Source organism: Bacillus sp. Marseille-P3661 (genome assembly GCF_900240995.1).
Lineage (GTDB): Bacteria > Bacillota > Bacilli > Bacillales > Bacillaceae_J > OESV01.
Genome location: NZ_LT965958.1, coordinates 144844 through 157962 on the forward strand (window position 1 = coordinate 144844; position 13119 = coordinate 157962).

Annotated in this window: 9 protein-coding genes; 7 read left to right on the forward strand and 2 right to left on the reverse strand. The window is 34.8% G+C overall.

The genetic code is table 11. The features are described from left to right. Positions 1–98: 98 nt before the first annotated feature. The 6 genes from C1724_RS23340 to C1724_RS23365 all read left to right on the forward strand — a co-directional run bounded on the left by C1724_RS23340 (position 99) and on the right by C1724_RS23365 (position 9420). A complete protein-coding gene (locus tag C1724_RS23340; protein WP_102349160.1) occupies positions 99–2837 on the forward strand; it encodes a response regulator in 2739 nt (912 codons plus the stop codon). Continuing rightward, positions 2834–3706, forward strand: a complete 873-nt coding sequence (locus tag C1724_RS23345; protein WP_102349161.1) for a CheR family methyltransferase — start codon at positions 2834–2836, stop codon at positions 3704–3706. Before C1724_RS23340 ends, C1724_RS23345 begins: the two co-directional genes overlap by 4 nt. 9 nt (positions 3707–3715) lie before the next feature. Continuing rightward, complete coding sequence (locus tag C1724_RS23350; RefSeq protein ID WP_258000513.1) at positions 3716–5692, forward strand: PAS domain S-box protein; 1977 nt, start codon at positions 3716–3718, stop codon at positions 5690–5692. A 753-nt stretch (positions 5693–6445) separates the two neighbouring features. Then, a complete protein-coding gene (gene pssA, locus C1724_RS23355; RefSeq protein WP_102349163.1) occupies positions 6446–7141 on the forward strand; it encodes a CDP-diacylglycerol--serine O-phosphatidyltransferase in 696 nt (231 codons plus the stop codon). Between the two features lie 126 nt (positions 7142–7267). Then, entirely contained in the window at positions 7268–8335 is a 1068-nt protein-coding gene (locus C1724_RS23360) for a branched-chain amino acid aminotransferase (protein ID WP_102349164.1), read from the forward strand. A gap of 191 nt (positions 8336–8526) precedes the next feature. Then, positions 8527–9420, forward strand: coding sequence for an EamA family transporter (locus C1724_RS23365; RefSeq protein ID WP_102349165.1), 894 nt, complete (start codon positions 8527–8529; stop codon positions 9418–9420). 132 nt (positions 9421–9552) lie between these two features. Here C1724_RS23365 and C1724_RS23370 read toward each other — a convergent pair whose 3' ends face one another. Next, on the reverse strand, positions 9553–10602 hold the full coding sequence (locus C1724_RS23370; RefSeq protein WP_102349166.1) for a toxic anion resistance protein: 1050 nt from the start codon (positions 10600–10602) through the stop codon (positions 9553–9555). Next, the gene (locus C1724_RS23375) at positions 10599–11252 is read right to left on the reverse strand and encodes a 5-bromo-4-chloroindolyl phosphate hydrolysis family protein (protein WP_102349167.1); all 654 of its coding nucleotides are present in this window, start codon (positions 11250–11252) and stop codon (positions 10599–10601) included. The genes C1724_RS23370 and C1724_RS23375 overlap by 4 nt, the downstream gene beginning before the upstream one ends. A gap of 317 nt (positions 11253–11569) precedes the next feature. Between C1724_RS23375 and C1724_RS23380 the strand changes: the two genes are divergently transcribed. Then, the gene (locus C1724_RS23380; protein ID WP_180994426.1) at positions 11570–13105 is read left to right on the forward strand and encodes a flotillin family protein; all 1536 of its coding nucleotides are present in this window, start codon (positions 11570–11572) and stop codon (positions 13103–13105) included. The last annotated feature ends 14 nt before the right edge of the window (positions 13106–13119 follow it).

The following is a 13119-nucleotide window of genomic DNA, read 5'->3' on the forward strand; positions in this document are numbered from 1 at the left end:
GCATATTATTGTAGAATTTACTAGTAAAATGTAGTAATATATTGGCAAAATATTTTTAAAATTACCTCTATTTAAATAAAGGCAGGCTGATAAGCAAAATGAAATTTAAAACAAAGCTTTATGTGGGATTTGGTTCGATCTTAACATGCATGATAATTATTGCATTTTTTGTAATGTATATGATGCAAGAACAAAATAAGTTTATGAATGAAATTGTAAAGGAACGTTATGAAAGAGTAAACCATGTTAACACTTTCCGTGTTGAAACCTTTAATACGGCCAAGAGGTTAAGAGACTTAATTCTGCTAGAAGATGAAAAGGCAATTAGCAGGGAAATTAAAATAATAGAAGGATCTCGATTAATTGCCAATAACGCCGTTGAATTATTAAAGAACTCAGTAACGGAGGGTAAAAGTAGTGAACTAGTCATTGAACTGGATTATCTTAATAAATCGTATAATGAAGCGTTTGCTAGGATCGTACAGCTTGTTAATGAAGGGAAAAAGGAAGAGGCCATTAACCTACTTCTTAATGATTACCGAGATGTTAGAGATGGGCTGGGCAGTACATACGGTCAACTGATTGAAATTGAAGAACAAGCTATGAAAGAAGCGTTAATACAGTCAAACGAGATGTATAGTTTTACTAGAAATGGTTTCTTATATCTGATTGCTACGTGCCTGGTAATCGGTATTGGAGTCACACTATGGGTTATTAAAACGATTACAACACGCATTCGTAAAGTAAATGCTATTCTAAATAGCGCTGCTGATAATAACTCTGCCACTATACCACGTATTGAAATTGATACAAATGATGAGTTTATGGATATAGCTAGGGCCTATAATGAAATGGCAAAATCACTCGAAGAGCATATGGCTGAAGAAAATGATTTAAAAGAAAAAATGCGGACTGAGAATTGGATTAAGACAAATTGGGCTGAAATAACAACCATGTATCAAGGTATACAAGATATCCAAAACTTTGCACGTCTATTTATTTCAAAACTTACGCCAATCGTTGGTGCAAGCTATGGCGTCTTTTATATGAAGAATGAACGAGAAGAGAAGTTAACTAAAATTGCGTCATATGCTAGTGTTGAGACTGATATTAATGTGAAATCAATTCGCTTTGGCGAAGGTTTAGTAGGTCAGGCAGCTCTTGAAAACCAAACGATACTAGTAGATTCATTACCTGACAATTATATTCATATAAAGTCAGGTCTTGGACAGGGTGCCCCAACACATTTATTAATATTGCCAGTTGAATATGAGGGTAAGGTTATAGCAGTTGTTGAAATGGCATCGTTTAAAGCGTTTGACCCTGTCCATAAACAGTTTCTTGAAATTGTGTTTAGAACCGTTGGTATAAGTTTAAATAGTATTATGGCTCATATGAAAATGGAAAAGTTATTGGCTGAATCACAAACATTAACTGAAGAATTGCAAAGTCAGTCCGAGGAGCTTCAACAACAACAAGAAGAGTTAAGAATGATTAATGAGCAATTAGAAGAGCAATATAAAAATTCAGAAGAAAAAACAAAAGAACTAGAAAAAGTTAAAATCGTTCTTGAAGAAAAAAATCAGACTGTTGAGCTTAGCTCGAAGTATAAAACTGAATTTTTGGCCAATATGTCACATGAATTGCGGACGCCGCTTAATAGCATGTTAATACTTTCGCAGTTGCTTGCGGAAAATAATGATAAAAACCTAACTGATAATCAAGTGGAATATGCGAACACCATTCATTCGTCTGGTAAAGATCTATTATATTTAATTGATGATATTCTAGATTTATCTAAAATTGAATCAGGTAAAATGCCAATTTTTCCAGAGGAGATTCTGTTTACTGACATCCAAGAATTTGTTGAACAGCAATTTACACCGATTGCCAAGCAGAAAGGTTTAGAGTACAAGATTTTAATAGATGAAAGCTTACCATATGTATTTTTCACAGATGCTCAAAGACTGAAACAAATTTTAAAGAATTTATTATCTAATGCGTTTAAATTTACAAGCCAGGGTAGAGTAACACTGCACTTCAAGTTAAGTACAAGTGACCAATCCAAGAAATCAATGTTGGCAATTTCAGTTACTGATACTGGTATCGGAATTTCTAAAGAAAAGCAGCAAATTATTTTTGAGGCATTTAATCAAGCAGATGGAACAACTAGCCGTAAATATGGAGGTACAGGGTTAGGATTATCAATAAGCAAAGAATTAGCCCAACTGTTAGGCGGATATATTGAGATAAGCAGTGTCGAAGGAAAAGGAAGCACATTTACACTCTATTTACCAGAGTATGAAATACAGGTAGAAGATCAATTATTAATAGCCGAAGCAGCAGCTACTGTTGAGGATCAAACGTTACCTGTAGGTAATGAAGGTACTGAACAATTAACCACTCATGGTGAGAAAAGCAGTCAGGCCAATGAATTGAAAAATATTAAAGAGCTGCTAGCGGGGAGAAAGGTATTATTAGTTGACGACGATATGCGCAATATCTTTTCTTTAACAACTGCACTAGAAACAAACAAAATGATTGTAGAGTTTGCTGAGAATGGAAAAGATGCAATCGAAATTTTGAATAGTCAATCTGACTTTGATCTTGTTTTGATGGACATCATGATGCCGATTATGGATGGTTATGAAGCCATGAAAAAAATTCGTCAAATAGATAGATTTAAAGATTTGCCAATCATCGCCTTAACAGCAAAAGCAATGAAAAATGATAGGGAAAAATGTTTAGAGGCTGGTGCATCAGATTATATTAGCAAGCCTGTAAATCTAGAACAATTATTATCTTTAATTCGAGTATGGTTGTATAGGGAAAGGTGATAAAAATAAAAGAACAATATCTTTCAGTATTGAATGACAACGAGAATATAAATGATGAATTGGAAAATATCGAAATAGCCCTTTTGCTAGAAGGTATATATAAATATTATGGATTTGATTTTAGAAATTATGCTTTTTCGTCCATTAGACGCAGAATTATCCATAGAGTAAAGGTTGAGAAATTAACTTCAGTATCTGCTTTACAGGAGAAAGTTCTTCGAGACCAGCAGCTGATGGGAAAACTTATAAGTGACTTTTCAATAAATGTTACTGAAATGTTTAGAGACCCTAGTTTTTTTAAGTACTTCCGGTTAAATATTATTCCTACTTTAAAAAACTACCCGTTTATTCGAATTTGGCATGCTGGTTGTTCTACTGGAGAAGAAGTATATTCAATGGCCATTTTACTTTATGAAGCTGGTTTATATGACAAAGCAAAAATATATGCAACAGACATGAATGAGGATATATTACGAAAAGCGGAAAAAGGGGAATTTCCTATTCACCGGATGCAGGTTTATACAAGGAATTATCATCAAGCTGGAGGAGAAAAGGAATTTTCAAAGTACTATTCTGCTAGCTATGATCATGTTGCGTTTCATTCTTTTTTAAAAGAAAATATTATATTTGGTCATCACAACTTAGCTACAGATCATTCTTTTAATGAATTTCACATTATCATATGTAGAAATGTTTTAATCTATTTTAATCAGATATTACAAAATCGTGTTCATCGATTGTTTTATGATAGTTTAACGACGAACGGTTATCTTGCGTTAGGTAATAAAGAGGTTATCACGTTTACCCCTTTAGCAAACAGATATGAAGAAGTTGATTCAGATGAGAAAATTTACAAAAAAGTTAAGTAGGTTATAAATATGATTACTTGGGAGTATATGATGGAAAGTAATGAGAAAATAAACATTTTACTGGTAGATGATCGTCCAGAAAATCTATTAACTTTAAAAGCAGTATTAGCATCGCCAGCCTATAATTTAATTACAGCCAATTGTGGGGAGGAAGCTTTAAAATGTGTATTAAAGGATGACTTTGCAGTTATATTACTTGACGTTCAAATGCCAGGGATTAATGGTTTTGAAACTGCTAAGCTCATCAAGCAACGTGAAAATTCACGCCATATCCCGATCATTTTTATTACAGCAATAAGTCAAGCAACGGAAAATGTAAATCAAGGGTATTCGGTGGGTGCTGTTGATTATATATTTAAGCCCTTCAACGCTGAAATATTGAAAAGCAAGGTACATGCGTTTGTAACCATGTATCAATACCAGCAACAAATTAATAGACAAAGTGAGGCGCTGATACAGCGCTCGATTGAGCTTGAGCATATTAATAACCAATTAGTCAAAACAACAACTGAATTGCGAAAGGCAGAAGCTTTAGCACGGGTAGCTGGAGATATTACAATCGATACCATCTTAACAATCGATCAATATGGTGCTATTACAACGGCAAACACAACTATTGAAGATATGTTTGGCTATTCTCAAAAAGAAGTAGTAGGGATACATGTTGACAACTTACTACCAAACGTTGTAATGGATCAGATTGCTAATCCAAAAAAATTAAAAATTTGTAAAGGTAAAACATTTGAGGTAACAGCGGTTCGACAAAATAAAACAACATTTTGGGCGGATGTCCAACTTGGAGACGCTACTGTTGACCATCAACGTGTATATGTTATTTTTATCCGCGATATTACTGAGCGTAAACAGATGGAAGATCAACTCAAACAACATAACCATAATCTTGAGGGCATTGTTAAGGAAAAAACAAAAAAGCTTGTAATGGCAAATAAAAACCTACAGCTATCGCATGAACGTTTTCAGAAAATATTTATAGCAAGTCCTAGTTTAATGGCGATTCGCTCACTAAAGGACGGGCGTTTTATCGATGCAAATGAAAGCTGGTTAAGGTATACAGGCTATGAACATGATGAGGTAATTAATCAAACAGTTGATTTATTACAAATTTCGTCATGTTCAATCTTTGAAAAAGTACCCCAACAAAATTTGGATTTGCATGAAAGCATTCGGAATGCAAGAATTCGTTATATAACGAAGAGTGGCTCATGGCGCGATGGACTGTTATCGACAGAAGCAGCTGAAATTCATGGGGAACAATGCGTCATTAGTGTTATCACAGACATTACTGACCGAGAACAATTAGAAAAAGAAATAGCCAGGCTTGATCGCTTGAACTTAATAGGGGAAATGGCTGCAGGGATTGCTCATGAAGTTAGAAACCCAATGACAACAGTCAGCGGATTTTTGCAAATTGCCAAGTCTAAGGACGAGTCGCAAATCGAGTATGTCGATTTAATGCTCTCAGAGTTAAATCGTGCCAACGATATTATTAGCGAGTTTCTAACCTTAGCAAAAAATAAAAAGTCCGATTTGAAGTTGCAATGTATAAATAAGATTATAGAAGCTTTATTCCCTTTGATCCAAGCAGAAGCATTGCTTTCTAATAAAATCGTTCTGCTGCAGTTAACAGATTGTCCTGAAATTTATTTAGACGAAAAAGAAATAAGGCAAATGGTTTTAAATATCGCACTAAATGGAATTGAAGCGATGTCCATTGGTGGAGAATTAATGATTAAAACGTACGATGAGCAGGATGCTGTTGTATTAGAAATAAAGGACCAAGGCAATGGGATTGAGCCAGAGGTACTTGAAAAAATTGGAACCCCATTCTTTACTACAAAAGATAAAGGAACAGGTATGGGATTAGCGGTGTGTTATAGTGTTGCAGCGCGACATAATGCAGATATCGATATTCAAACATCTCAAGAAGGTACGGCTTTTTATATTCGTTTTAAGAAAACAAAATAGTTTTTGAGTATATTATATAATCATAAGTAGTTTGGTAATGAACTCATTATTAATCATCATATTTTCTCATATAACCCAAAATTTATGTCACTAAGTCATATAAGAACCTAAAAAAATTGAACTGTACCCTATTGTTTGTTGTATAACGAACAAATTGGGGTGCAGTTTTTATTAGGCTAAATTTTATTTCTGTTCAATTACATACATATTCGTGTGCACAATAAAACAACTTAATGAAAGATAAGTGCTCCATGTCGTCAAAATAAATATATTCTGGGAAGATTTAACTAATAGATAATTAAACTGATTTTGGGAAAACTTTAAAAAAATAGTTGGTGGTGATTAGGTGAAAGAAGCATATCAAAAAAGATATTGCGAGCAGTGTAGAAAAGAAACTTTACACAAAGCAACCGAGTACTCTCTTGAGATCGAATATCGATGTAATGAGTGTAATCATCAAGAAGAGATGGTAAAAACATTTTTCTGAGTAGGGATTTTGAATGTATGGCAGTTAGTTGAAGGAAGGCAACTCTTGTGTTGACAATAGGCTTAGACATTCTATTGCAGGCAAGTGCAAGCCTTCTTTTATATTCTTGACAGCTTATGTATTTTTTCGTAGGGTAATTTCTTGCACTTTTCAGTAGCTACTAGTAGTAGGTATCCAAAATATGATAATGTGAAACTGAAATGTTATAATAATCCTATTGAGATATTTTTTACTAAGAAAAGTGACGGAATGCGGAGGAAGTATTTATGCGATTTACGAAGGCGATACCAAATATGTTCACATTAGGAAATCTATACTGTGGATTTCTGTCAATTGGCTTTGCAGCTAGCGGAGAATTTAAGAACGCAGCCATATTAATCCTAATTGGGATGATGTTAGACAGTATGGATGGCAGGTTGGCTAGAATGTTAAAGGCAGATAGTTCTTTAGGGAAAGAGCTTGATTCTTTAGCAGATATCGTTACATTTGGAATCGCGCCTTCATTTTTAGTTTATTATACGTACTTTTTTCAGTTTGGAGTCCTTGGCTTTGTCGTAGCTGGTTTATTTCCTTTGTTTGGTGCTTATCGATTGGCAAGATTTAATATTAGCTCCAATAAAACATCTTTGAGTTATTTTATTGGAGTTCCAATTACAGCGGCTGGTGGTATTTTAGCATTACTCACTCTATTTGGGGATCTAATACCTAATATAATTACAACTGTGGTTTTTACTGCATTATGCTTTTTAATGGTTAGTAAGTTAAGAATACCAAGCTTGAAGGAAGTGCCACTCCCTAAGTATGGGACCATTGTTACAATCTTTTTAGGCTGTCTACTTTACTTAATATACAAAGGTACATATGGTAGATTTCCTTATTTAATATACATTGCAACACCGCTGTATATTGCCTATTTATCCTATCGTTTTGTCAAAGGGAAAAATAATAAGGATATTGACTAGCACAGGTCAAAATATTTTTATAAGAAAAAATATTTTGTAATTAAAAAAAACGAGAAAAAAGTTTGCAGAACTGTTATAATTAATTGAAAATTGATGTATTTTAAAGTCGAAAGGGATGTATTAGTTGTGAATCAACTTGTAGAACTAATCAAAACTACTACTAAAAAACAAAAGCCAGATCCAACTTCATTAGGATTTGGTAAATATTTTACAGATTATATGTTTGTTATGGATTACGAAACAGGAAAAGGATGGCATAGTCCTAAAATCGTTCCTTATGAACCATTAAAATTAGATCCTTCAGTTTCCGTATTGCACTATGGTCAAGCCGTATTTGAAGGACTTAAAGCATATAGAACGCCTGATAACCGTATTCAATTATTTAGACCTGAACGAAATATTCAACGTCTAAATATGTCTTGTGAACGCATGTGTATTCCAAAACTAGATGAAGAATTAGTTTTGAATTCTATCAAGCAATTGGTTGAGCTAGAAAAAGAATGGATTCCTAATGCAGAAGGAACCGCCTTATATATTCGACCGTTTATCATTGCAACGGACAACTACCTGGGTGTTAAACCATCAAGCAGTTACAAGTTCCTAGTGATCCTGACACCAGTAGGTGCTTATTATTCAGGTCAACTTAACCCTGTAAAAATTTATGTAGAAACAGAGTATGTTCGCTCAGTAAAGGGCGGTGTAGGTTTAGCTAAGGTTGCAGGAAATTATGCGGCAAGCTTATACGCACAAGCAAAAGCATCAAAGTTAGGCTATGACCAAGTTTTATGGTTAGATGCGTTTGAAAAGAAGTATGTTGAAGAAGTTGGCAGTATGAACATCTTTTTTAAGATAAATGGTGAGGTAGTGACACCTAAATTAAACGGAAGTATTCTTGGCGGGATTACTAGAGAATCCGTTATCCAGCTGTTAAAGAGTTGGGATATTCCTGTTCGTGAAGAATCGATTTCAATTGAGGATGTATATAAAGCATACCATGTCGGACAATTAGAAGAAGTATTCGGAACGGGAACAGCTGCAGTTATTTCACCAGTGGGTGAACTAAATTGGGATGGAAATAACATAGTGATTAATGATTTCAAAACCGGAGATCTGGCTAAGGAAATATACCGAGTTATAACCGGGATCCAATACGGTATAGAACCAGATCCTTTTGAATGGATTACTGAATTGTAAAAATGAAGTGCCAAGTTATCTACTAGAATAAATACTAAAACCTGTAAAGGATCGTGGATTTTTCTAGAGTTTGCTCTATTTTCGCCACACTATTGTTTAAACAATAGTGTGGTTTTTTTGTGTGTCAATACATATAGAATTTAGATTTGAATGATTATGTTGTTCGAGGATAGCAGAAAGGAAGATTCATTTTGAAAAAAAGAAGATATGCATATACCGTTTTTCTTGGAGGATGCTGCTTTGGCGTGTTATCAACGTTTGTAAAATTAGCTTATGCTGCTGGACTTTCGACACAAATAGTTTCAGGAAGTCAATTTTTGTTTGGATCAGTACTATTATGGTTGGTATTTCTATTTTCGAAAAAGAAAAAGCTGAAAACTAGTGAGATGTTGCGATTAATGGCATCAGGTATTCCGATGGGATTGACGGGCATTTTCTACTATAAATCTTTACAGTCGCTTGAGGCATCATTAGCCATTATTTTTTTATTTCAATTTATTTGGGTTGGGTCATTTCTTGAATGGATAGTTTATAAAATACGACCGTCTAAAGAGAAGGTTTTTTCAATCCTTATTTGTCTGATCGGTTCAGTTATTGCGGCTGGATGGTTTGCTAAAGATGGACTAAATTTAACGTGGCATGGTTTAATTTGGGGTTTACTTGCAGCCATTAGCTTTTCTACATATATTTTCGTTAGTAGTTCAGTAGGTAGAAATGTACCGTCTATCCAAAGAAGTACACTTTTTTCAACGGGTGCTGCTTTAGTGGTTTTAGTGTTGTTTCCACCGACATTTTTGTTTGATTCTGTAGATTTACAAGCGATAGCACCGTACGGATTATTCTTGGCTATATTTGGAGTAGTGTTGCCACCCATTTTATTTTCGTTTGGTATGCCCCATGTTGGTGCCGGTTTAGGTGCGATCTTATCAGCAGCAGAATTGCCTGTTGCGGTCTTGCTGTCATCACTTGTTTTAGCAGAGAGTGTAGGTATCATTCAATGGGGTGGCGTGTTTCTCATTTTATTCGGAATTATCGCAGGGAATATTCGTTCTTTTAGAAGTAAATCATATAAAATTTCATCGTAATGATACTAATTTTGATTTTTCAAATGGATTTGCTTGTTCTAAACTTGAGAAAAAAACACATCGTACGCTAGAATTTTCTTCGTAACGATGTGTTTTTCAATTTCTGATTAATTAGCATATTCCCTGACACTACTATAGCTTTGGTTCACCCGGTGGCAATAATTTTTTTAATTCTAAACCCATATTGATAAAGTTCTGTTCTGTTTGTTGGCGCTTAGTGATATGATCTTGCTCTAGCCGTAACGTTTCTAATGAAGACTGAATTATGGTCGTTTGAGTTTGATTTAAAGATGTAAGAACTTGTCCATTTTTCTCTGCTGTTTTATCTACTATTAGCATTTGATTCTTCGTTTCGATCGCTTTTTTTTGCCTTAACATTGTCAGTGAACCAGCAATTTGATTTCGCCATACAGGGATCGATGTCAGAATGGCTGATTGGATACTTTCCATTAATGCGGTATTCGTATTTATTAATAAGCGCAGCTGTGGTCTATTTTGGAGAGATAATAGTCTACTTACCATTAAATCATGAAGACGTTTTTCAAGCAGCTGTACATACTCCTCCAAGTCTTTTATCTCCTGTTGATTGAACCATTCGCTTTTAGAATGCTCAGTCATTTCTAGCTTATCAACTTTTGTAGCGCAAAGACGATTTAGGATCATTTCACCAGCAGAAATATAATTGTTGAGTTCAGCAAGATACTCGTTGTTTTGCTGATATAAAAGCTCTAACAATTCGTTATCTTCTTGTAGCGTTTTGATTTGATAATTTAAATGTGCTGAAATCCTGTCTATTTGTGCGCCGAGTTTCTGGTATTTTGAAGAAACTTCATTGAAAGTACTGCTCTTCTTAAAAAAAAATGAAACTTTAAAATATTTCTTTTTAGGTGGTTGAAGGTCATCTGGATTAACAAGCTCTAACTTTTGAATGAGCTCATTTAATATCCTATTAAGGGCTCCTGAGTCTTTTTTTCGAATATGGTCAATGATTCTTTGAGAAAAAAGTGCTAGTTTTTCTTGAGCGGCAGTTCCAAATTCAAGAATAGTGAGCGGATCGGCGATATTCAGTTGGGTTACTAGATCGATAACTTTTTGATAGTCAGCCTCAGGCAATGATTCAGTTTGAAGGGAGGCTAGTGAATCATTGACATTTAAATGGCTAGACTTTGGAACGTTATTCATCTCTTGTTAATCCTTTCATTTGGCAATAGTGGTTGTTCTTGTTTAAAGGTTTGTTTAGCAACATCTAGTCCCATTTTTAAGGTATGAATATCATTTGCTAAGACATTAAGCAAATCTGTTTCGAGTGACTGAACCAATTTATCTAGAGTTTGTTCTGTTTCCTTTAATGATTCACGTATGATAGGGTCGTTAACAGGCTGTTTAACGAGTAGAATATATCGTTCTGACAACTCAACAATTGTATCTAAATGGTAAAAGAAAAAACGGTCAGCTTGAAAAAATCGTTTCGGTTCTTTTTTGACGATTTGATAAATTTGGTAGACCATTCGTTGGAGCTTGGCCATTTTCTTGACAGCACTAATGGAACGAATACCTAAAAGCGCTTTATTAAATCGTTTTATTTTAGTACTTGCCTCTTTTAAGTTTTGCTGGATATACTTATATTCTTTTTTAGTTAGCTGATTTTGTTTAATTGTCGCATTTTGATCGCGCCATTTTAACATATATTGCGTGGTAATCCCAGCTAAAGCGCCCAATCCAATCGAGATTAAAAATGATTGCTCAAAACCAAACCAAGCGGTTGCTCCGGTAAGGATTGTTATATTTGTAGCTATAAACCCACGGAAAATAAATTTTAAGATGGATTTCATATCAATCGTCTCCCATAATTATTTACTACCTCTATTATACGGTAAAAACTTTAAATAGGTTTCAACTGAAAAAATTGTAAACTGAGATGGTACCATTATAGCCAAGATTACGGTTTTCCATTGTTAAAATGTCGTTTGGATGGACTGTTAAAAAAGTACTATTTTTCAGTAAGTCGTTTAATTGTAAGAAAAATCCTGTTATTATACGGTCGTGTGAAACTTTTTCGATTTTACTTCGTAAGTATTGTCAAAGGGCAATGGGTGATAGAACTATTCTATACATTTTGCTCAAATCTAACTTAGGAGTGGTGCTTACTATGTTAAACCTCATATGGCTGATCTTAGTTGGAATTTTACTGCTTATTTTAATTGTTGGCGGAGCGATTGGTTTTATTGTTTTTAAAAAAAGATATAAAACAGCTAGCTCCAATCAAGCGTTAATCATTACTGGACCGAAACTAGGAAATCCTGATCAAGACCCTCGGATTTTTGAAGATGAAAATGGTCGTAGCTTAAAAATTATTCGCGGTGGCGGTGTGCGACTGAAGCTATTTCAAACATGTACTCCAATTGATTTAAACTCCTTTCAAATCAAATTAACAACTCCCAAAGTGTACACTTCACAAGGTGTTCCCGTTGTTGCCGATGCTGTTACATCCGTAAAAATTGCTGATAGTTTAATAGGAATTGCAAATTATGCAGAACAATTTTTAGGAAAAAAACAAAATGAAATTGAGGATGAGGTGTCAAAGGTTCTAGGCACAAATCTTCGCGCAATCTTATCAAAATTAACAGTTGAAGAGATTAATAATGATCGAGAATCATTTAATCAACAAGTGCAAGATATTGCGCAAAAGGAATTAGATAATATGGGCTTTAAAATCACTTCTTTTGGTTTAGATGATTTGCGTGATGCTGATGAAGAAAATGGCTATCTTGACAATTTAGGGCGGCCGCGGATTGCTGAGATCCGCAAAAAAGCAGAAATGGCTGAATCAGATGCTGAAAAAGAAACACGAATGTACAAAGCAAAGAATGATCAAGAGGCACAGGATGAAGAGAATAAACGATTGACAGCCATTGCTCAATCAAAAAAGGAGCGAGATATTAAAGAAGCGCAAATTAAAGAAGAAACTGAAAGAGCTCGCGCAAAATCAGAGCAATCCTACGAATTGGAGAAGGCTCGACTTGCTCAACAAGTGAAGGAAGAAGAAATGAAAATTCAGTTTATCGAGCGGCAGCGTCAGGTTGAATTAGAGCTTGAAGAACAAAAGCGACGTAAAACACAAGCAGATGCTAATGCATATGACATTAAAGCCAAAGCTGAGGCAGAGGCTGATAAGGCAAGAATTGATGGTGAAACGAAAGCACTCATCGAAAAGCAGAAGGGTCTTGCTGAGGCGGCTGTTATTCGTGAACGTGGTCTTGCCGAAGCGGAGGCAAAGCAGTTAATGGCTGAAGCGATGGAAAAATACGGTCAGGCAGCGATTCTTGAAATGTTTATTGATATGCTGCCAAAATATGCTCGTGAGGTTGCGCTTCCATTATCAAAAATTGAAGGAATGAAAGTAATTGATATGGGCGGTTCAGAGTCTGGAGGCGCTACGAAAATTACGAATAATGTGACTAAGACAATGGTGGGTATACAAGAGAGTTTAAAGGAAACAACAGGTATGGATGTCAAGGCCATGTTGGAGAGCTTTGTATCAAGAGGTAATGTCAATAACTTTGGAAATAGCAAGGATACCTATGAACCTGGAAATTCTAATGAAGATACCTCGACTGATCACAAAGAATCAAACCAGGAAAACGTTGAAACTGTAAAAGGGTCAACAATAGACACAACGGAATAGACTAGGATAATAAG